Below are 20528 nucleotides of genomic sequence, written 5' to 3'. Positions count from 1 at the left end.
AGTGTAGAGCACCAAATAAGTGCATAGCGTGACGGGTGTGCTTTGTTTGAGGGCCTCATCGCGGGTGAAACCGCTGCTACCAGGTGGGCGATGGCTGCAGGAGCGGATTAATCCGTGAGGAGGCAGGCACAGGCGCCGCAAATCCTGCCTCCTGCATTTATCTGAAAGCTTCTGATCAAAAGTTGGTCAAATCCTGAGCAATTTCCGCTATAATTCGCGCCCCTCATTTTCGGCAGGCCCTGCGCGCGCTGTTAACCAATGAAACTTATCGTCAAAGTCTTCCCAGAAATCACCATCAAGAGCCGGCCGGTGCGCAAGCGCTTCATTCGCCAGCTCGGCAAGAACATCCGCAACGTGCTCAAGGACCTCGACCCTGAGCTCGCGGTGGAGGGTGTCTGGGACAATCTCGAAGTGGTCACCCGCGTCGAAGACGAGAAAGTCCAGCGCGAGATGATCGAGCGCCTCACCTGCACTCCGGGTATCACCCATTTCCTGCAGGTAGAGGAGTACCCCTTGGGTGACTTCGACGACATCGTTGCCAAGTGCAAGCACCACTTCGGCCACTTGCTGGCCGGCAAGCACTTCGCCGTGCGCTGCAAGCGCGGTGGCCACCATGACTTCACCTCGATGGACGTCGACCGCTACGTCGGCAGCCAGCTGCGCCAGCAATGCGGCGCCGCCGGTATCGAGCTGAAGAACCCGGATGTACTGGTGCGCATCGAGATCCGCGACCAGCGCCTGTACGTCATCCATAGTCAGCACAACGGCATCGGCGGCTACCCGCTGGGTGCCCTGGAGCAGACCCTGGTGCTGATGTCCGGTGGCTTCGATTCCACCGTGGCGGCCTACCAGATGATGCGTCGTGGCCTGATGACCCATTTCTGCTTCTTCAACCTCGGCGGCCGTGCCCACGAACTGGGTGTGATGGAAGTGGCCCACTACCTGTGGAAGAAGTACGGCAGCAGCCAGCGCGTGCTGTTCATCAGCGTGCCGTTCGAAGAAGTTGTCGGCGAGATCCTCAACAAGGTCGACAACAGCTACATGGGCGTAACGCTCAAGCGCATGATGCTGCGTGGTGCGGCGCATATGGCAGACCGCCTGCAGATCGATGCGCTGGTGACCGGCGAGGCGATTTCCCAGGTGTCCAGCCAGACCCTGCCGAACCTGTCGATCATCGACTCGGCCACCGACAAGCTGGTGCTGCGCCCGCTGCTGGCCAGCCACAAGCAGGACATCATCGACCAGGCCACCGAGATCGGCACCGCCGACTTCGCCAAGCACATGCCAGAATATTGCGGCGTGATCTCGGTGAACCCGACCACGCATGCCAAGCGGCACCGCATGGAGCATGAAGAGAAGCAGTTCGACATGGCCGTGCTGGAGCGCGCCCTGGAGCGGGCCAAGTTCATTTCCATTGATCATGTGATCGATGAGCTGGGCAAGGACATCGAAATCGAGGAAGTGACCGAGGCGCTGCCCGGCCAGATCGTCATCGATATTCGTCACCCTGATGCCCAGGAAGACCAACCTCTGGTGCTGGACGGTATCGAAGTCCAGGCCATGCCGTTCTACGCGATCAACAGCAAGTTCAAGCACCTGGACGCCAACCGCCAGTACCTGCTGTATTGCGACAAAGGTGTGATGAGCCGCCTGCACGCACACCACCTGCTCAGTGAGGGACATGCCAATGTGCGTGTTTATCGTCCGGCATAAGACGCCAGGGCTGTATGGCGGCAGCATCCGCCATCGCCCTCCCGACCATCGGGCCCGCTGAGCCTCAAAGCGTACATATTCGCCGCCTACACTGGCGGCAACCGAATCCTCTGATCGAGATACAGTTGTGATCGAAAATCTGCGTAACATCGCCATCATCGCCCACGTTGACCATGGTAAAACCACCCTGGTCGACAAACTCCTGCGCCAGTCCGGCACCCTGGAGCGTAACGAGCTCAACGACGAGCGCGTGATGGACTCCAACGACCAGGAAAAAGAGCGCGGCATTACCATCCTGGCGAAAAACACCGCCATCAACTGGAACGGCTACCACATCAACATCGTCGACACCCCCGGCCACGCCGACTTCGGTGGCGAGGTTGAGCGTGTAATGTCGATGGTCGACTCGGTGCTGCTGCTGGTCGACGCCCAGGACGGCCCGATGCCGCAAACCCGCTTCGTGACCAAGAAGGCCTTCGAAGCCGGCCTGAAACCGATCGTTGTCATCAACAAGGTCGACCGCCCGGGCGCTCGTCCTGACTGGGTCCTGGACCAGATCTTCGACCTGTTCGACAACCTCGGCGCCACCGACGACCAGCTGGACTTCCAGGTTGTCTACGCCTCGGCCCTGAACGGCATCGCCGGCCTGGACCACACCGCCATGGCCGAAGACATGACCCCGCTGTACCAGTCGATCGTCGACAACGTTCCGGCGCCGAACGTTGACGTCGATGGCCCGTTCCAGATGCAGATTTCCGCTCTGGACTACAACAGCTTCCTCGGTGTTATCGGCGTTGGCCGTATCGCCCGTGGTCGCATCAAGCCGAACACCCCGGTTGTTGCCATCGACACCGAAGGCAAGAAGCGTAACGGCCGTATCCTGAAGCTGATGGGTCACCACGGTCTGCACCGCGTCGACGTCGAAGAAGCCCAGGCCGGCGACATCGTCTGCATCAGCGGTTTCGACGAGCTGTTCATCTCCGACACCCTGTGCGACATGAACCACGTCGAAGCGATGAAGCCGCTGACCGTTGACGAGCCAACCGTTTCGATGACCTTCCAGGTCAACGACTCGCCGTTCTGCGGCAAGGAAGGCAAGTTCGTCACCAGCCGTAACATCAAGGAACGTCTGGACAAGGAGCTGCTGTACAACGTTGCCCTGCGCGTTGAAGAAGGCGACTCGGCTGACAAGTTCAAGGTTTCCGGCCGTGGTGAGCTGCACCTGTCGGTACTGATCGAAACCATGCGTCGTGAAGGCTTCGAGATGGCTGTGGGCCGTCCTGAAGTGATCATCCGCGAGGTGAACGGCGTCAAGCAGGAACCGTACGAGAACGTCACCATCGACATCCCTGAAGAATCGCAGGGCAAGGTCATGGAAGAAATGGGCCTGCGTAAAGGCGACCTGACCAACATGGCACCGGATGGCAAGGGCCGTGTACGTCTGGAGTACAACGTACCTGCTCGTGGTCTGATCGGTTTCCGTAACCAGTTCCTGACCCTGACCAACGGTGCCGGCATCCTGACCTCGATCTTCGATCGCTACGACACCATGAAGCCAGGCCAGATGTCCGGCCGCCTGAACGGTGTGCTGGTTTCGATCGAGACCGGTAAGGCGCTGACCTACTCGCTGGAAACCCTGCAGGCGCGCGGCAAGCTGTTCATCGAGCACGGCCAGGACATCTACAACGGCCAGATCATCGGCCTGAACAGCCGTGACAACGACCTGGGCGTGAACCCGACCAAAGGCAAGAAGCTCGACAACATGCGTGCTTCGGGCAAGGACGAAGTAATCGCCCTGGTGCCGCCGGTTCGCCACACCCTGGAACAGGCCCTGGAATTCATCCAGGACGACGAGCTGTGCGAAGTCACGCCGAAGTCGATCCGCCTGCGCAAGAAGATCCTGGACGAAGGCGAGCGTACCCGCGCAGCCAAGAAAGCCAAGGCTTGATCGTCTAGCTTGAGCTGAAAGAAACGCCCCTGGTCACAAGCCCAGGGGCGTTTTTTTATGCGGCGGAAGGTCTTGTAATCCTTCTCTCAAGCGAATGTAAGTTGCGTCTCTTGATGCGATTGGCGCCTTGTGAGCTGCGCCAGCCTTACCTAACGTGAATTGCTTTCTTGCCCAGGAAGCATGCTCATGAAGTATCGATTTGCACTGGCTATCCCTTGCCTGCTGGTCAGTTGGCATGCCAGTGCCCTGCAGGACTGCAGCAGCTTGCATCCGCAGCAAGTCGTCCATTGCCACATCAGCAATGTGCGTCAGGCTCCCTTGGGATATGCACTGCTCGAACAGGCTTCCGGGCCTGGCTACAGATTCTTGCGTCTGCAGATGGTCTCCCAGTCATGGGCGCCCGATCCGGTCGTTGCGCCCCGCCGCTGGGAGCACGATGTCGAATTGCACATTCCGCTGGATGTCGTGCCGGGCACGGCTCTGCTGGTGGTGAACAACGGCGTGCGCCATGGGCCGGTGCAGTCACCGGACTTTACGCGCGAAGTGTTGCGAGAGTTGGCCCTTGAGGCGCGTACTGCGGTCGTCATGATCAACGACGTGCCCAACCAGTACGTGACGTTCGATGACGCCGCAAAGCCGATGCGCGAGGACGCCGCCGTGGCCCATACCTGGGCGCATTCGCTACGTGGCGCTGCGCCGGAACTGCCATTGCATGTACCTATGGCCGCTGCGGCAAGCCGGGTGATGGATCTGGCCGAACTGGAGTTGCGAAAGCAAGGGCTTGTGGTCGACCGCTTCATCATCACCGGAGCCTCCAAGCGCGGCTGGAGTGCGTGGCTGACGGCATTGGCCGATGAGCGGGTGATGGCCATCGTACCCAGTGTTATCGATATCGCCGACACGTCGGACATGCTGAGGGGGGTGCGCAAGCGCTATGGTGGCCACTGGCCGTTGGCGTTGTGGCCCTATCAGCAAGCCGGCGTGCTGCAGCAATTGGGCAGCCCAGGTTTCGAGCGGCTGATGGCGATGATGGACCCGATGCAGTACGTGAACGAGCCAGGGCAGCGCCTGGCGATGCCCAAATACCTTGTTTCTGCCAGCGGCGATGATTTCTTCGCTCCGGATCCTGTGACCGATTACCAGCAGCGTTTGCCTGGCCAGACCAGCCTGAGGGTATTGCCGAACTCAGATCATGGCGGGGTGCGTCAGGCGGTGCTCAGCACCTTGGTGCCGGCGGTAACGCGCTTGCACAATGGTGTACCTTTGCCGAGCGTGCAAGTGTCGGCAAACATGCAAGCCGGGTATATGGACGTCGACTTCTCCGAGCCGCCGGTAACGGTGAAGGTATGGACGGCGAGCAACCGTCACGACCGCGATTTCCGCTATGCCTGTGGGGTGCGCTACCAGTCCGAGACACTCGTACCCGCGCAGCACTTCACTCTGCAGCGCGTGCCACCGGCAGAGGGTTGGCAGGCACAATTTGTCGAGGCGACGTTCGCCGACGGCTTCATCGCCACCAGTGCGGTGAGTGTGTTGCCACTGACCTTTCCCGACCATCCGCCGGCTCAGCAGGGAGACGCGTGCAGAAGCTTTCCTGCTGACGCAAAGTAAAAGGCTGGCTTGCCTGCGTACAGGTATGACAGGCAGGCGATCAACGCGTGGCCACCTTGGGCTTGTAGGCACAATACCCCGGGCGCGGTCCGATTCTCGGGTGGTTGCGGCAGGTGTCCGGGCGCTTGTCGTAGATGGTGCACAGGCGGCTCTTGCGGTCTAGGTACAGGCAGTCGTCGTTGCTCATCCGGGTCAGGGTGAAGATCCCCGATTTCTGGTTGAAGCGTTCGATGATGCCTTCCTTTTGCAGGCGCTTGGCGATGTTCTTGGGTGGTTCGTCTTTTTCGAAGTCGTCGACCACACCGATACGGATCAGATCCTTGATCTTCACCTCTACTGGCAAGGTGCAGCAGGTTGAATGGCAGCCGCCACACATGTGGCTGGCATAGCGCTGCCAGGTCTCCAGGCGATCGACTTCGGCCGCGGCGATCAGGGTCGTTTTCATGTTATGGGTGCATCACGGTTTCGGGGCGCGCGATCATACCGGAATTGTTCAATTTATGAACAATTTTTTGCGGGAATCGCAAAGTGGGCATGAAAACTGCGAACGGTAACTGCCACTCCCTGTCGAAGGGTCTAGGCTCAACAGTCTCCCTCCGTTTTCGTCAACTTGCCCGAGGATGCCGCATGTCCCAGGAACCCAAAGCTCGTGACGCCGAGGTGGCCGAATTTCGCGCCGCTGTACTGGACAAGCTGACCTACGCGGTCGGCAAGGACCCGGAACATGCCTTCGACCACGACTGGTTCGAAGCCATCGCCCTGGCCGCGCGCGATCACATGGTCGATCACTGGATGGACCACACCCGGCAGGCTTATCGCCGTAGCCAGAAGCGGGTCTACTACCTTTCCCTCGAATTTCTCATCGGCCGCCTGCTGTATGACAGCCTCAGCAACCTGGGCCTGCTCGACATCGCTCGCGACGCACTGGAAGGGCTGGACGTGGACCTGGAGCGCATCCGCCTGCTCGAACCCGATGCGGCGCTGGGCAACGGCGGCCTGGGCCGCCTGGCGGCGTGCTTCATGGAGAGCATGTCGACCCTGGGTATTGCCGCCCACGGCTATGGTATCCGCTACGAGCACGGGCTGTTCCGCCAGGCCATGGTCGATGGCTGGCAGCAGGAGCAGACCGAGAACTGGCTGGACTTCGGCAACCCCTGGGAGTTCGAGCGCGCCGAGGTGATCTACCCGATCAGCTTTGGCGGCAGCGTCGAAACGGTGCACGACACCCACGGCCAGCAGCGCCAGGTGTGGTGGCCGGGCGAGACCGTGCGGGCGGTGGCCTACGACACGCCAGTGGTCGGTTGGCGCGGATCCAGCGTCAACACCCTTCGCCTTTGGCGTGCGCGGGCGCTGGAAGAACTGCACCTGGAGCGCTTCAACGCTGGCGACCACCTGGGTGCGGTGGCCGAGGTGGCGAGGGCCGAGAGCATCTCGCGGGTGCTGTATCCGGCCGACAGCACCGAGGCCGGCCAGGAGCTGCGCCTGCGCCAGGAATACTTCTTCGTGTCGGCATCGCTGCAGGACTTGCTACGCCGTCACCTGAACATGCATGACAACCTGCTCAACCTGCCTGACGCGGCGGCCATCCAGCTCAATGACACCCATCCGTCGATTGCCGTGGCCGAGCTGATGCGCCTGCTGGTCGACCAGCATGAAATCCCTTGGGATAGCGCCTGGGAGCTGACGGTGGGCACCTTGGCCTACACCAACCACACCTTGTTGCCCGAAGCTCTGGAAACCTGGCCGGTGGCGCTGATGGAGCGGATGCTGCCGCGGCACATGCAGATCATCTACCTGATCAACGCCTACCACATCGATGCATTACGCGCGAAAGGCCTGCACGACTTCGACTTGCTGCGGGCGGTGTCGCTGATCGAGGAAGACAACGGGCGCCGGGTGCGCATGGGCAACCTGGCATTCCTCGGCTCGCACAGCGTCAACGGCGTGTCGGCGCTGCACAGCAAGCTGATGAAGAGCACGGTGTTCGCCGAGCTACACAAGCTCTACCCGCAACGGATCAACAACAAGACCAATGGCATCACCTTCCGCCGTTGGCTGTACCAGTCCAACCCACAGCTGACGGCCATGCTGGTGGAGGCGTTGGGCCCGGAGCTGCTGGACGACCCGGAAGGGCGCCTGGCCAGCCTGGTACCGTTCGCCGACAAAAGCGGTTTCCGCAAGCAGTTCGCTGCCCAGCGGCTGCACAGCAAACGTGCCCTGGCCAGCATCATCCAGGACCGCCTGGGTGTCACGGTCAACCCCGAGGCGTTGTTCGACGTGCAGGTCAAGCGCATCCACGAATACAAGCGCCAGTTGCTCAACCTGCTGCACACTGTGGCGCTGTACCAGGCCATGCGCAACGACCCGGGCACCGACTGGGTACCGCGGGTCAAGATTTTCGCCGGCAAGGCCGCTGCCAGCTATCACCAGGCCAAGCTGATCATCAAGCTGGCCAACGACATTGCCCGCGTGGTGAACAACGACCCGACGGTGCGTGGCCTGCTCAAGGTGGTGTTCCTGCCCAACTACAACGTCAGCCTGGCCGAAAGCATCATCCCGGCAGCCGACCTTTCCGAGCAGATTTCCACCGCCGGTTACGAAGCGTCCGGTACCAGCAACATGAAGTTCGGCCTGAATGGCGCGCTGACCATCGGCACGCTGGACGGCGCCAATGTGGAAATGAGCGAGCGGGTCGGGGCCGACAACATGTTCATCTTCGGCCTCACCGCGCAGCAGGTGGAAGCGCGGCGGCGCTCCGGTGACTTCGGTGCCAGTGCGGCGATTGCCGCCTCCAGCCGCCTCAACGACGTGCTGCAGGCCATTCGCAGCGGAGTGTTCTCGCCGGATGACCCCTCGCGCTACAGCGCCTTGATCGATGGGCTGGTGGCCTATGACCGCTTCCTGGTGTGTGCCGACTTCGATGCTTACTGGGATGCCCAGCGCCGGGTAGAAGAGTTGTGGCACAAGCCGCAGGAGTGGTGGCGTATGGCGGTACTGAACACCGCGCAGATGGGCTGGTTCTCGTCGGACCGGACCATTCGCGAGTATGCCAGCGAGATCTGGAAGGCTCTGGACTGATTCAAGCCTGTACCGGCCCATTCGCCGGCACGCCCGCTGCCACGGAGAACGCATGGGGGCGGGCGTGCCCGCGAATGGGCCCACAACCAGACCATCGGCCTGGCGCCCGCTGAACTACCGACCTATTGTGCCGTCTGAGTGCCGTGGCGAGTCTCATCACTCGCTAGCCCGCAACTCTCCCTGTAAACTGCGTGGGTTTTTATCCCCACAATCCTTTCGGAGCCATACATGTCCCGCGTTACCCTGAGTCGCTATCTGATTGAGCAGACCCGCAGCAACAATACCCCTGCCGATCTGCGCTTCCTGATCGAGGTGGTGGCGCGTGCGTGCAAGGAAATCAGCCACCACGTGTCCAAAGGCGCCCTGGGCGGGGTGCTGGGCAGCATGGGCACCGAGAACGTGCAGGGCGAAGTCCAGAAGAAACTGGACGTGATTTCCAACGACATCCTGCTGGAGGCCAACGAGTGGGGTGGCCACCTGGCCGGCATGGCTTCCGAGGAAATGGACAATGCCTACCAGATCCCGGGCAAATACCCGAAAGGCGCCTACCTGCTGGTCTTCGACCCACTGGACGGCTCGTCCAACATCGACGTCAACGTGTCGGTCGGCACCATCTTCTCGGTACTGCGTTGCCCCAACGAGTACCTGAGCCAGAATGAAACCCTGAACGAAAAAGCCTTCCTGCAGCCAGGCACCCAGCAGGTCGCCGCCGGTTATGCCATCTACGGCCCGCAGACCATGCTGATCCTGACCCTGGGCAACGGCGTCAAGGGCTTCACCCTGGACCGCGAGCTGGGCAGCTTCGTCCTGACCCATGAAAACATCCGCGTGCCGGAAAGCACCGCCGAATTCGCCATCAACATGTCCAACCAGCGCCACTGGGAAGCGCCGGTGCAGCGCTACGTGGGCGAACTGCTGGCAGGTGAGACCGGCCCGCTGAAGAAGAACTACAACATGCGCTGGATCGCCTCGATGGTGGCCGACGTGCACCGCATCCTCACCCGTGGCGGCCTGTTCATGTACCCACGTGACGCCCGCGAGCCGAGCAAGCCGGGCAAGCTGCGCCTGATGTACGAAGCCAACCCGATGTCGTTCATCATCGAGCAGGCCGGCGGCGCTTCCACCAACGGTTACGAGCGTATCCTCGACATCCAGCCAGAGAGCCTGCACCAGCGCGTGTCGGTGATCCTCGGCTCGAAGGAAGAGGTCGAGCGCGTCACCGCCTACCACAAGGAGTAAGTCATGCTCGCACCTTGGCAGCCGTTGCTGGAGTGGTGGTTCGGTTGGGGCACCAGTCCCCAGGCCGTGGCTGACGAGAAGAGCACGCTGTGGTTCGGCAAGCATCACGATGCCGAGGCCCATGCGCTGTTTGGCGAGCTGGTCGAGCACGCCCTGGCGGGCGGGCTCGACGAATGGCAGCAGAGTCCGCAGGGTTGGCTGGGCCTGCTGATCCTGCTGGACCAGTTGCCGCGCATGATCTATCGCGATACGCCACGTGCCTTCGAAGGTGACCGGCGTGCCCAGGTAGTGGCCATGCAGGGCTTGCAGAAGGGCTGGGACTACCAGCTGCTGCCGATCCAGCGGGTATTCGTGCTGCTGGTGCTGGAGCATGCCGAGGTGCTGGACTGGCAAAACCTGTGTGTCGAGCGCTACCAGATGCTGCTGGACGAGCAGCCTGAGGCGAACCGCCGCCTGTTCGAAGGCTTCCTCGACTATGCCGAGCAGCACCAGCGGGTAATCGCCCGGTTCGGGCGCTTTCCGCACCGCAACCTGGTGCTGGAGCGGCCCAGTACCAGTGAAGAAATGGATTTTCTACTGGAGCCCGGTTCCAGGTTCTGAGGCCGTGGTACCTGCTACGCCTGCCGTTACGATGAAAGGCCGCGTCTGTCCAGGCGCGGCCTTTTTCTATTCGCAAAAGACTATTTCTTTGTGATTAATCGCACAGTAGTGGCCATCCGACCAATGGTGTAGGGGAAAGGGGGGGCGGGCAGGGAACCTGGGAGGGATTTTTCCGTCGAAGGTCACTGCAGGCCACTCGCCTGTATCCCCTGTCCAGGAGTGTCCTTCATGTCGTTGCGTTCCCTCGCCCTGTTGTCGCTGTGCGTCGTCCTGACTGCCTGCAGCAAGATCAATCAGGAAAACTATTCCAAGATCAAGGCCGGTATGAACAAGGCCGAGGTCGAGCAGTTGCTCGGCACGCCGACCGAGTGTTCCGGCGCGTTGGGCATGAGCAGCTGCACCTGGGGGGACGAGAAGAGCTTCATCAGCGTGCAGTACGCGGCTGACAAGGTGCTGATGTATTCCGGGCAGGGCCTCAAATGAGGCGCCTGTACCTGCTGATGGGGGTATGCCTGGCGTTGCTGCTGGGCGGCTGTGCTGGCTCGGTACACGACCCGCTGGCGCCGAAAACCGCTGGCAACGTCGACCTCAAGCGCTACCAGGGCAAATGGTACGAGCTGGCACGCTTGCCGATGCGCTACCAGGACGGTTGTGAGCAATCCGAGGCGCACTACAACCTCAGGGTCGATGGCAGCCTGGGTGTGCTCAACCGTTGCCGCACCATGGGTGATGAATGGCTGCGTGCAGAAGGGCATGCGAACATTCAGGAGCCGGGCCACACCGACAAGTTGTGGGTCGAGTTCGACAACTGGTTCACCAAGCTGGTGCCAGGCGTGGCCAGGGGCGAGTACTGGATTCTGTATGTGGACGAGCGTTATCGCACGGCAGTGGTTGGCAGCCCGGACCGCAAGCACTTGTGGCTCCTGTCGCGAACGCCGACGCTACCGGCCTGGGAGCGCGAGAACCTGATGTCCAGGGCGCGGCAACAGGGGTATGACACCAGCCGCTTGATCTGGCGTGCTTCCGACCAGCAGATCGTCAAGATGCATTGAATGGCTGGGGCCGCTTTGCGGCCCATCGCGACACAAGACCGCTCCTGCAGGGGGCGGTATCACCTGTAGGAGCGGCCTTGTGTCGCGATGGGCTGCAAGACAGCCCCAATTACATCTACCCCAACAGCTGGCGCAACACCCCGGCAAACGCCCGCCCGCTTTCCTCTTCCTGCGCATGTCGGCCCTGGCGCACCACCCACTGCCCGTTCACCATTACATCGCGCACCTGCCGATCACCACCAGCAAACAGCCAGCGGTTGAGAATGGCATCACCCTCGGCCATGGCGATGTAGGGATCCTGCCCATCGAGCACCAGCCAGTCGGCACGCTTGCCCACCGCTAGTTCCCCGACTGCCTGCCCCAACGCCTGCGCGCCACCGGCCAGCGCGGCGTCATACAACGTGCGCCCGACCATCGGCTGGTCGCCGCGATACAAGCGGTTGCGCCGCTGGTCTCGCAGCCGCTGGCCGTATTCCAGCCAGCGCAGTTCCTCCACCACGCTCAGCGATACATGGCTGTCGGAGCCGATGCCCAGGCGACCGCCCTGGGCCAGGTAGTCCACTGCCGGGAAGATCCCGTCGCCCAGGTTGGCTTCAGTGGTCAGGCACAACCCGGCCACTGCGCCGCTGCGCGCCATGGCGCTGACTTCATCCGGCTCGGCATGGGTGGCATGCACCAGGCACCAGCGCCGGTCGACGTCCACATGCTGGTACAGCCACTGCAACGGGCGCTGGCCGCTCCAGGCCAGGCAGTCATCGACTTCCTTCTGCTGCTCGGCGATGTGGATATGTATCGGGCATTGCTGGTCGCTGGCTGCCAGCACTTCGGCAATCTGCCCAGGCGTCACCGCCCGTAGCGAGTGGAAGCACAAACCCAGTTGCTGCGTTGCTTGCCCGGCCAGCAAGGGGGCCAGTCGCGCCTGCAACTGCAGATACCTTTCGGTGGAGTTGATGAAGCGCCGCTGCGCATCGCTCGGCGCCTGGCCGCCAAACCCGGCATGGCTGTACAGCACCGGCAGCAGGGTCAGGCCGATGCCACTGTCGGCTGCGGCCGCGCTGATGCGGCGGGACAGCTCGGCCGGGTCGGCATAGGCCTGGCCAGCCTGATCGTGGTGCACGTAATGGAACTCGGCCACCGAGGTGTAGCCGGCCTTGAGCATCTCGATGTACAGCTGGCGGGCAATCACCTGCAATTGCTCCGGGCTGATCTGGCCAACCAGGCGGTACATCAGGTCGCGCCAGGTCCAGAAGCTGTCGTTGGGGTTGCCAGCCACCTCCGCCAGGCCCGCCATGGCCCGCTGGAAGGCATGCGAGTGCAGGTTGGGCATGCCTGGTAGCACAGGGCCGCCAAGGCGCTCTGCGCCTTCGCCACTGGCATCGGCTGCGATTGCCGCCAGGGTGCCGTCGGCGGCTACCTCGAAACGGACATTGTGGGCCCAACCGGTGGGCAGGAGGGCACGTTCGGCGTAATAGGCGGGCATTGCGCTATCCTGTTATTGTTCGGCTTGTATATACATATACAGCCGTTTGCCTGCCGGGTAAACTCCGGCAAGCTACCATCAATCTATTCGCACAAGGATCAAACGCCGTGCCGACACCTTCTGTTTCCGCGCTGGTGGCCCAAATGGGCGAGGGCCCGGCGCCATTGTACGCCCGGGTCAAGCAGATGATCGTCCAGCAGATCGAGAATGGCAGCTGGCCGCCGCACCACCGCGTGCCTTCCGAGAGCGAGCTGGTCAGCCAGCTGGGCTTCAGCCGCATGACCATCAACCGCGCATTGCGCGAGCTGACCGCCGAAGGGCTGTTGGTGCGCATGCAGGGGGTCGGCACCTTCGTTGCCGAGCCCAAGACCCGTTCGGCGCTGTTCGAAGTCAACAACATCGCTGACGAGATTGCTGCCCGTGGCCACCAGCATAGTTGCCAGGTGATCACCCTGGCCGAGGAGGCCGCCGGCTCCGAACGCGCGCTGGCCCTCGATATGCGCGAAGGCCAGCGGGTGTTCCATTCGTTGATCGTGCATTACGAAAACGGCGTCCCGGTGCAAATCGAAGACCGTTACGTCAATGCACAGATCGCCCCGGACTACCTCAAGCAGGATTTCACCCGGCAGACGCCCTACGCCTACCTGTCCCAGGTAGCGCCACTGACTGAAGGCGAGCACGTTGTCGAAGCCATTCTCGCCGAGCCTGACGAATGCAAGCTGCTGCAGATCGAGCAAGGTGAGCCGTGCCTGCTGATTCGCCGCCGTACCTGGTCCGGTCGCCAGCCTGTCACCGCAGCGCGGTTGATCCACCCTGGTTCCCGTCATCGCCTGGAAGGACGTTTCAGCAAATGAGCCAACTGCAATGGTTGCGTGCCAAAGACTACCCGCGCATGCCGTGGAAGAACGGTGGCGGGTTCACCGAGGAAATCACCCGTGACGCAGGCGACGGGCTCGAGGGCTTCGGCTGGCGCCTGTCGATAGCCGATATCGAGGCCTCCGGTGGCTTTTCCACCTTCGCCGGGTATCAGCGCATCATCACCGTGCTGCAAGGCGATGGCATGCGCCTTACGGTGGATGGCCAGCCCAGCCGCCCACTGGTGCCCTTCGACGCCTATGCGTTCAGCGGTGAAAGCCAGGTGAACTGCTCGCTGCTGGGCGGGGCGATCCGCGACTTCAACCTGATCTACGCACCACTGCGTTACCGTGCGCGACTGCAGTGGTACCACGGCGGCAGCCGGCTGTTCAGTGCCGCCAGCACCGTACTGGTGTTCAGTGGCCAGGCGCAGTTGGCGGTGACTATCGACGGCCAACTGCAGCCGGCGCTGGGGCTGTATGACTGCCTGCACCTCAGCGGTAACGACCGCCTCCTGGAGGTGGAAGTGCTCGGTCGCTGCTGTGTCATCGAGCTGACCGCGCTTTCCTGAGTACCCGCCGGCCCTTCGCAACCAGGCGAAAGGGCCGCGCCGCCCCACCAAGAGTTACCCGGTAACGCCCCGAAAAGGTCTGGCCTGTTACCGAATGCCCCAAGATGGCGCAACGCCTTCTGATCCTCGTCTTCCTCTCCAATCGCCTCTCCAGTTTTTTTAGTTTTTCTGCATCCCTTGCGCCATGCGTGCTGCAACGCCATGGACGGGGTTGAAAAAACACCCAGCGAAGCAACTTGGCCGTTCAATTGCATATGCTTGTATGTACAAGTAAAGCCAAGTAGGCGAAAGTGGATAGGCCGTCCACTTCGCGCTGTACAGACCGCACCACTGGCCCGCCGATCGCGTCGGGTTTTGGATAGATCGCTCGAGGAGCACTTTTCGTGACTGACAACAAGCTGAACAAATTCCGTGACGTCGAGATCCGCGCCCCGCGTGGCAACAAGCTGACCGCCAAGAGCTGGCTGACTGAAGCGCCGCTGCGCATGCTGATGAACAACCTCGACCCGCAGGTTGCCGAAAACCCGAAAGAACTGGTGGTGTATGGCGGCATTGGCCGCGCCGCACGCAACTGGGCTTGCTACGACAAGATCGTCGAGAGCCTGACCCAGCTGAACGACGATGAAACCCTGCTGGTGCAGTCGGGCAAACCGGTCGGTGTGTTCAAGACCCACGCCAACGCCCCGCGCGTGCTGATCGCCAACTCCAACCTGGTACCGCACTGGGCCAACTGGGAGCACTTCAACGAACTGGATGCCAAGGGCCTGGCCATGTACGGCCAGATGACCGCCGGCAGCTGGATCTACATCGGTAGCCAGGGCATCGTCCAGGGCACCTACGAAACCTTCGTCGAGGCTGGTCGCCAGCACTACGGGGGCAGCCTCAAAGGCAAATGGGTGCTGACCGCTGGCCTGGGCGGCATGGGCGGCGCCCAGCCACTGGCAGCGACCCTGGCCGGCGCGTGCTCGCTGAACATCGAATGTCAGCAGAGCCGTATCGATTTCCGCCTGCAGACCCGCTACGTCGACGAGCAGGCCCACGACCTTGACGACGCCCTGGCGCGCATCGCCAAGTACACCGCCGAAGGCAAGGCGATTTCCATCGCCCTGCACGGCAACGCCGCCGAGATCCTGCCGGAACTGGTCAAGCGCGGCGTGCGCCCGGACATGGTCACCGACCAGACCAGCGCCCACGACCCGCTCAACGGCTACCTGCCGGCGGGGTGGACCTGGGAGCAGTATCGCGACCGTGCGCAGACCGAGCCGGCCGCCGTGGTCAAGGCCGCCAAGCAGTCGATGGCCGTGCACGTGCAGGCCATGCTCGACTTCCAGAAGCAAGGCGTGCCGACCTTCGACTACGGCAACAACATCCGCCAGATGGCCAAGGAAGAGGGCGTAGCCAATGCCTTTGACTTCCCAGGATTCGTCCCGGCGTACATCCGTCCGCTGTTCTGCCGCGGTATCGGCCCGTTCCGCTGGGCCGCGCTGTCCGGCGAGGCCGAGGACATCTACAAGACCGACGCCAAGGTCAAGGAACTGATCCCGGACGACGCCCACCTGCACCGCTGGCTGGACATGGCCCGCGAGCGCATCAGCTTCCAGGGCCTGCCGGCCCGTATCTGCTGGGTTGGCCTGGGGTTGCGGGCCAAGCTGGGCCTGGCATTCAACGAGATGGTGCGCAGTGGCGAGCTGTCGGCCCCGATCGTGATCGGTCGCGACCACCTCGACTCGGGTTCGGTTTCCAGCCCCAACCGCGAGACCGAGGCCATGCAGGACGGTTCGGACGCTGTGTCCGACTGGCCGCTGCTCAACGCGTTGCTGAACACTGCCAGCGGCGCCACCTGGGTTTCGCTGCACCATGGCGGTGGCGTGGGCATGGGCTTCTCCCAGCACTCTGGCATGGTCATTGTGTGTGACGGCACCGACGCGGCGGCCGAGCGTATCGCCCGCGTGCTGACCAACGACCCGGCCACCGGGGTGATGCGTCACGCCGACGCGGGTTACCAGATCGCGATCGATTGCGCCAAAGAGCAGGGTCTGAACCTACCGATGATCACTGGCTGATAGCCCCCTGGGTGCTGCGAGTTGATCCACGCAGCACCTTTAGGGAGCCAGCTTTTTTCTTGCAAGGACTGCCGAATTCCACTTTCAAGTTTGGGAGCGTCACGCAATGAAAACCAACAAGACCTTGCTTGCTTCGCTGTTTGCCCTTGGCCTGCTCGGTGCTGCCGGTAGCAGCCAGGCCGCTGGCTGGTGCGAGTCTGGCAAGCCGGTGAAGTTCGCCGGATTGAACTGGGAAAGCGGCATGCTGCTGACCGACGTGATGCAATTCGTGCTGAAGAATGGCTACGGCTGTTCGACCGACAGCCTGCCGGGCAACTCCATCACCATGGAAAACGCCCTGGGTACCAATGACATCCAGGTATTCGCCGAAGAATGGGTTGGCCGCAGCGAGGTCTGGAACAAGGCCGAAGCCGCCGGCAAGGTGGTCGGTGTGGGTGCTCCGGTCGTAGGGGCGGAGGAGGGCTGGTACGTGCCGCGCTACGTGATCGAGGGCGACGCCAAGCGCAACCTCGAAGCCAAGGCACCGGACCTCAAGCGCGTGGCCGACCTGGCCAAGTATTCCAGCGTGTTCAAGGACCAGGAAGAGCCCAGCAAAGGCCGCTTCTACAACTGCCCGGCCGGTTGGACCTGCGAGCTGGACAACACCAAGATGCTCAAGGAATACGGCCTGGAGAGCAGCTACACCAACTTCCGCCCCGGCACCGGCCCGGCGCTGGATGCCGCCGTGCTGTCGAGCTACAAGCGCGGCGAGCCGATCCTGTTCTACTACTGGACACCCACCCCGCTGATGGGCCAGGTGGACCTGGTCAAGCTGCAGGAAAAAGACGGCGTGGACAAGACCGTGTCGATCAAGGTCGGCCTGTCCAAGGCCTTCCACGACGAGGCGCCGGAGCTGGTCGAGGTGCTGCAGAAAGTCAACTTGCCGATCGACCTGCTGAACCAGAACCTGGCCCGCATGACCAAGGATCGGATCGAGTCGCCCGCGCTGGCCAAGGCGTTCCTCAAGGAACATCCTGAAGTCTGGCAGGCCTGGGTCAGCGAAGAGGCTGCCAAGAAGATCAACGCGGCGCTCTGAGCGTCCTCAGCTGATGAGTGGAACCTATGTTTCCTGACAACCTGACATTCTCCATCGCCGACTGGGTCAACGGCTGGGTCGACGCCCTGGTGACCAACTATGGGGATGTGTTCCGGCACATCTCCGACACCCTGCTGTGGGCGATCGTCAGCCTCGAAGGCGCGCTGCGTGCAACGCCGTGGTGGTTGATGCTCGGCGTGGTGGCAGTCATCGCCTGGCACGCAACCCGGCGTGTCCTGCCGACCCTGGTGATCACCGGCCTGTTGTTCCTGGTGGGCGCTGTCGGCCTGTGGGACAAACTGATGCAGACGCTGGCGCTGATGCTGGTGGCCACGCTGATCTCGGTCCTGGTGGGCATCCCCCTGGGCATCCTGTCGGCGCGCAGCAACCGCCTGCGCGCGGTGCTGATGCCGCTGCTGGACATCATGCAGACCATGCCCAGCTTCGTGTACTTGATCCCGGTGTTGATGCTGTTCGGCCTGGGCAAGGTGCCGGCGATCTTCGCCACGGTGATCTACGCGGCGCCACCGCTGATCCGCCTGACCGACCTGGGCATTCGCCAGGTCGATGGCGAAGTGATGGAAGCGATCAACGCCTTCGGCGCCAACCGTTGGCAGCAACTGTTCGGCGTGCAACTGCCGCTGGCGCTGCCGAGCATCATGGCCGGTATCAACCAGACCACCATGATGGCCCTGTCGATGGTGGTGATCGCCTCGATGATCGGCGCCCGTGGCCTGGGCGAGGACGTGCTGGTCGGTATCCAGACCCTCAACGTCGGCCGTGGCCTGGAAGCAGGCCTGGCCATCGTGATTCTCGCGGTGGTGATCGATCGCATTACCCAGGCCTATGGCCGGCCACGCCATGAGGTGAGCAAATGAGCATGCAGCCGATCAGCAAGATCGAAGTGAAAAACGTCTTCAAGATCTTCGGCGACCGTGCCGACGAGGCCCTGCAATTGATCCGCAACAACCATGGCAAGGACCAGGTGCTGGCGCAGACCGGTTGCGTGGTTGGCGTCAACGACCTGTCGTTGTCCATCGGCAGTGGCGAGATCTTCGTGATCATGGGCCTGTCCGGTTCGGGCAAGTCGACGCTGGTACGCCATTTCAACCGCCTGATCGACCCCACCAGCGGGCAGATCCTGGTCGATGGCGAGGACATCCTGCAGTACGACATGGACGCCTTGCGCGAATTTCGCCGGCGCAAGATCAGCATGGTGTTCCAGAGCTTCGGCCTGCTGCCGCACCGCAATGTGCTGGACAACGTCGCCTATGGCCTGAAGGTGCGCGGCGAGAGCAAGCAGCTGTGTGCCGAACGCGCGCAGCAGTGGATCGAGACCGTCGGCCTGAAGGGCTACGAGAAGAAGTACCCGCACCAGCTGTCCGGCGGCATGCGCCAACGCGTCGGCCTGGCACGGGCGTTGGCGGCGGATACCGACATCATCCTCATGGATGAGGCATTCAGCGCCCTCGACCCGCTGATCCGCGCCGAAATGCAGGACCAGTTGCTGGAGCTGCAGAAGACCCTGCACAAGACCATCGTGTTCATCACCCATGATCTGGACGAGGCCGTGCGCATCGGCAACCGCATCGCGATCCTCAAGGATGGCCGCCTGATCCAGGTCGGCACGCCGCACCAGATCCTTCACGACCCGGCCGATGAATATGTCGACCGCTTTGTCCAGCGCCGCGCGGTCGCGGTATGAGAGGCAACATGTCGCAGGTCGATACGGTCATTCTCAGCGGCGCTGCACTGCGCTGGCAGGACATCGCCGCGGTCGCCCGCCAAGGGGCGCGCCTCGAGCTGGCCCCGCAGGTCTGGGCACGCATCGACAATGCCCAGGCGATCGTTCGCCATATCGTCGCCAGCGGTGAGCGCGCCTATGGGGTGAACACCGGGCTGGGCGCGCTGTGCAATGTGTCGCTGCAGGGCGAGCAGCTCAGCCAGCTGTCACGCAACACCTTGCTCAGCCACGCCTGTGGCGTTGGCCCGGCGCTGGCTGATGATCAGACCCGGGCGATCATTTGTGCGGCCATCTGCAACTACAGCCATGGCAAGTCCGGTATCCAGCGCAGTGTGGTCGAGGCATTGCTGGCGTTGCTCAACCACGGTATCACCCCGCAGGTGCCGTCACAGGGTTCGGTTGGCTACCTGACCCACATGGCCCATGTTGGCGTGTGCCTGTTGGGCATCGGCAAGGTCAGCTACCGCGGGCAGATTGTCGATGCCGCCCAGGCCCTGGCCGATGCAGGCCTGGCGCCGGTACAGCTGGGGGCCAAGGACGGCCTGTGTCTGGTCAACGGCACGCCGTGCATGACCGGGCTGGCCTGCCTGGCCCAGGACGATGCCAGCCAGCTGCTGCAATGGGCTGACGTGATCGGCGCCATGAGCTTCGAAGCGCTGCGCGGCCAGATCGATGCATTCGACCCCGAGATCATTGCCCTCAAGCCCCATCCGGGCATGCAGGTGGTGGGCGCGAACCTGCGCGCGTTGCTGGCCGACAGCGAAGTAATCGCGGCCAGCAAAGGCATCCGTACCCAGGACGCCCTGAGTATCCGCTCGATCCCCCAGGTGCACGGCGCCGCCCGCGACCAGCTGGCGCATGTACAGAAGCAGATCGAGGCCGAACTCAACGGCGCCAACGACAATCCGTTGCTGCTGGGCACGCCGGACGCCTTCCGGGTGGTTTCCCAGGCCAACCCGCACGGCCAGTCGGTGGCCCTGGCTGCCGACCTGCTGGCGATTGCCATGGCCGAGATCGGTGCGATCGCCGAGCGCCGCCTGGACCGCCTGGTCAACCCGCTGGTCAGCGGCCTGCCGGCGTTTCTGGTCAGCAACCCAGGGGTCAATTCGGGGATGATGATCGCCCAATATGTGGCCGCCTCGCTGTGCGCGCAGAACCGCCAACTGGCGCAACCGGCAGTGCTCGACAACTACGTCACCTCCGGGTTGCAGGAAGACCATCTGAGCCTGGGCACCAATGCCGCCCTGAAACTGCACCAGGTGCTGGAGAACTGCTTCCAGATTCTGGCCATCGAGTACCTGCTGGCCGCCCAGGCATTCGAATTCCTCAACGGCCAGCGCTTCGGCGTTGGTACCCATGCCGCTTGGCGCCTGCTGCGTGAGCAGGTACCGGCGTACCTGGAAGACCGCTGGCTGGCGCCGGACATCGCCCGCGCCGCCGCGCTGCTGAAATCCTCGCCCGCGCCGCAGCCTGTGCTGCCGGCCGCGCACTGAACAATA

At 62.6% G+C, this 20528-nt stretch carries 17 protein-coding genes; 15 read left to right on the top strand and 2 right to left on the bottom strand.

Annotated elements, in window-relative coordinates:
• Positions 1-258 precede the first annotated feature (258 nt).
• The 3 genes from thiI (at position 259) to HU763_RS22660 (ending at position 5272) form a co-directional block, all read left to right on the top strand.
• A complete protein-coding gene (thiI, locus tag HU763_RS22670; protein WP_170033278.1) occupies positions 259-1713 on the top strand; it encodes a tRNA uracil 4-sulfurtransferase ThiI in 1455 nt (484 codons plus the stop codon).
• 127 nt (positions 1714-1840) lie between these two features.
• A complete protein-coding gene (typA, locus tag HU763_RS22665; protein WP_186684305.1) occupies positions 1841-3661 on the top strand; it encodes a translational GTPase TypA in 1821 nt (606 codons plus the stop codon).
• Between the two features lie 186 nt (positions 3662-3847).
• The gene (locus HU763_RS22660) at positions 3848-5272 is read left to right on the top strand and encodes a PhoPQ-activated protein PqaA family protein (RefSeq protein ID WP_186684307.1); all 1425 of its coding nucleotides are present in this window, start codon (positions 3848-3850) and stop codon (positions 5270-5272) included.
• 40 nt (positions 5273-5312) lie between these two features.
• Here HU763_RS22660 and HU763_RS22655 read toward each other — a convergent pair whose 3' ends face one another.
• Positions 5313-5717, bottom strand: coding sequence for a YkgJ family cysteine cluster protein (locus tag HU763_RS22655; RefSeq protein WP_186684309.1), 405 nt, complete (start codon positions 5715-5717; stop codon positions 5313-5315).
• A gap of 182 nt (positions 5718-5899) precedes the next feature.
• On the opposite strand from HU763_RS22655, the gene HU763_RS22650 reads away from it, so the two are divergent.
• The 5 genes from HU763_RS22650 (at position 5900) to HU763_RS22630 (ending at position 11241) form a co-directional block, all read left to right on the top strand.
• Entirely contained in the window at positions 5900-8350 is a 2451-nt protein-coding gene (locus tag HU763_RS22650; protein WP_186684311.1) for a glycogen/starch/alpha-glucan phosphorylase, read from the top strand.
• Positions 8351-8578: 228 nt separating this feature from the next.
• Complete coding sequence (locus tag HU763_RS22645) at positions 8579-9589, top strand: class 1 fructose-bisphosphatase (RefSeq protein ID WP_186684313.1); 1011 nt, start codon at positions 8579-8581, stop codon at positions 9587-9589.
• A gap of 3 nt (positions 9590-9592) precedes the next feature.
• The gene (locus HU763_RS22640) at positions 9593-10189 is read left to right on the top strand and encodes a DUF924 family protein (protein ID WP_170033267.1); all 597 of its coding nucleotides are present in this window, start codon (positions 9593-9595) and stop codon (positions 10187-10189) included.
• Positions 10190-10417: 228 nt separating this feature from the next.
• Entirely contained in the window at positions 10418-10672 is a 255-nt protein-coding gene (gene bamE / locus HU763_RS22635) for an outer membrane protein assembly factor BamE domain-containing protein (protein ID WP_003249234.1), read from the top strand.
• Complete coding sequence (locus HU763_RS22630; RefSeq protein WP_170033265.1) at positions 10669-11241, top strand: lipocalin family protein; 573 nt, start codon at positions 10669-10671, stop codon at positions 11239-11241. The genes bamE and HU763_RS22630 overlap by 4 nt, the downstream gene beginning before the upstream one ends.
• 115 nt (positions 11242-11356) lie before the next feature.
• Here the strand turns inward: HU763_RS22630 and HU763_RS22625 are convergent, their stop codons facing one another.
• Complete coding sequence (locus HU763_RS22625) at positions 11357-12721, bottom strand: formimidoylglutamate deiminase (protein WP_186684315.1); 1365 nt, start codon at positions 12719-12721, stop codon at positions 11357-11359.
• 143 nt (positions 12722-12864) lie between these two features.
• Between HU763_RS22625 and hutC the strand changes: the two genes are divergently transcribed.
• The 7 genes from hutC (at position 12865) to HU763_RS22590 (ending at position 20522) form a co-directional block, all read left to right on the top strand.
• Positions 12865-13575, top strand: a complete 711-nt coding sequence (gene hutC, locus HU763_RS22620; protein WP_170034323.1) for a histidine utilization repressor — start codon at positions 12865-12867, stop codon at positions 13573-13575.
• On the top strand, positions 13572-14147 hold the full coding sequence (locus tag HU763_RS22615; RefSeq protein WP_170033261.1) for a HutD/Ves family protein: 576 nt from the start codon (positions 13572-13574) through the stop codon (positions 14145-14147). The genes hutC and HU763_RS22615 overlap by 4 nt, the downstream gene beginning before the upstream one ends.
• Before the next feature lie 383 nt (positions 14148-14530).
• Positions 14531-16210, top strand: coding sequence for a urocanate hydratase (gene hutU, locus HU763_RS22610; RefSeq protein ID WP_170033259.1), 1680 nt, complete (start codon positions 14531-14533; stop codon positions 16208-16210).
• Between the two features lie 106 nt (positions 16211-16316).
• Positions 16317-17285 (top strand): ABC transporter substrate-binding protein, encoded by a 969-nt coding sequence (locus HU763_RS22605; protein WP_170033257.1) that lies wholly within the window; start codon positions 16317-16319, stop codon positions 17283-17285.
• Between the two features lie 26 nt (positions 17286-17311).
• Positions 17312-18163, top strand: a complete 852-nt coding sequence (locus tag HU763_RS22600; protein WP_170033255.1) for an ABC transporter permease — start codon at positions 17312-17314, stop codon at positions 18161-18163.
• Positions 18160-18990 carry a quaternary amine ABC transporter ATP-binding protein gene (locus HU763_RS22595; RefSeq protein WP_170033254.1) on the top strand — a complete coding sequence of 277 codons (831 nt, stop codon included), beginning with the start codon at positions 18160-18162 and terminating at the stop codon, positions 18988-18990. Before HU763_RS22600 ends, HU763_RS22595 begins: the two co-directional genes overlap by 4 nt.
• An 8-nt stretch (positions 18991-18998) precedes the next feature.
• Complete coding sequence (locus HU763_RS22590) at positions 18999-20522, top strand: HAL/PAL/TAL family ammonia-lyase (protein ID WP_186684317.1); 1524 nt, start codon at positions 18999-19001, stop codon at positions 20520-20522.
• The last annotated feature ends 6 nt before the right edge of the window (positions 20523-20528 follow it).

Origin of the sequence: Pseudomonas anuradhapurensis (assembly GCF_014269225.2) — a bacterium.
Lineage (GTDB): Bacteria > Pseudomonadota > Gammaproteobacteria > Pseudomonadales > Pseudomonadaceae > Aquipseudomonas > Aquipseudomonas anuradhapurensis.
This window is presented reverse-complemented; position numbering and strand designations above follow the sequence as displayed.

What these genes read in the sequence shown, in the direction of transcription:
- HU763_RS22630 (WP_170033265.1), top strand. Translation starts at nt 10,669, where the DNA reads ATGAGGCGCCTGTACCTGCTGATGGGGGTATGCCTGGCGTTGCTGCTG.
- HU763_RS22625 (WP_186684315.1), bottom strand. Translation starts at nt 12,721, where the DNA reads ATGCCCGCCTATTACGCCGAACGTGCCCTCCTGCCCACCGGTTGGGCC.
- HU763_RS22640 (WP_170033267.1), top strand. Translation starts at nt 9,593, where the DNA reads ATGCTCGCACCTTGGCAGCCGTTGCTGGAGTGGTGGTTCGGTTGGGGC.
- bamE (WP_003249234.1), top strand. Translation starts at nt 10,418, where the DNA reads ATGTCGTTGCGTTCCCTCGCCCTGTTGTCGCTGTGCGTCGTCCTGACT.
- hutC (WP_170034323.1), top strand. Translation starts at nt 12,865, where the DNA reads ATGGGCGAGGGCCCGGCGCCATTGTACGCCCGGGTCAAGCAGATGATC.
- HU763_RS22605 (WP_170033257.1), top strand. Translation starts at nt 16,317, where the DNA reads ATGAAAACCAACAAGACCTTGCTTGCTTCGCTGTTTGCCCTTGGCCTG.
- HU763_RS22595 (WP_170033254.1), top strand. Translation starts at nt 18,160, where the DNA reads ATGAGCATGCAGCCGATCAGCAAGATCGAAGTGAAAAACGTCTTCAAG.
- HU763_RS22645 (WP_186684313.1), top strand. Translation starts at nt 8,579, where the DNA reads ATGTCCCGCGTTACCCTGAGTCGCTATCTGATTGAGCAGACCCGCAGC.
- HU763_RS22600 (WP_170033255.1), top strand. Translation starts at nt 17,312, where the DNA reads ATGTTTCCTGACAACCTGACATTCTCCATCGCCGACTGGGTCAACGGC.
- HU763_RS22650 (WP_186684311.1), top strand. Translation starts at nt 5,900, where the DNA reads ATGTCCCAGGAACCCAAAGCTCGTGACGCCGAGGTGGCCGAATTTCGC.
- HU763_RS22590 (WP_186684317.1), top strand. Translation starts at nt 18,999, where the DNA reads ATGTCGCAGGTCGATACGGTCATTCTCAGCGGCGCTGCACTGCGCTGG.
- HU763_RS22660 (WP_186684307.1), top strand. Translation starts at nt 3,848, where the DNA reads ATGAAGTATCGATTTGCACTGGCTATCCCTTGCCTGCTGGTCAGTTGG.
- HU763_RS22615 (WP_170033261.1), top strand. Translation starts at nt 13,572, where the DNA reads ATGAGCCAACTGCAATGGTTGCGTGCCAAAGACTACCCGCGCATGCCG.
- thiI (WP_170033278.1), top strand. Translation starts at nt 259, where the DNA reads ATGAAACTTATCGTCAAAGTCTTCCCAGAAATCACCATCAAGAGCCGG.
- HU763_RS22655 (WP_186684309.1), bottom strand. Translation starts at nt 5,717, where the DNA reads ATGAAAACGACCCTGATCGCCGCGGCCGAAGTCGATCGCCTGGAGACC.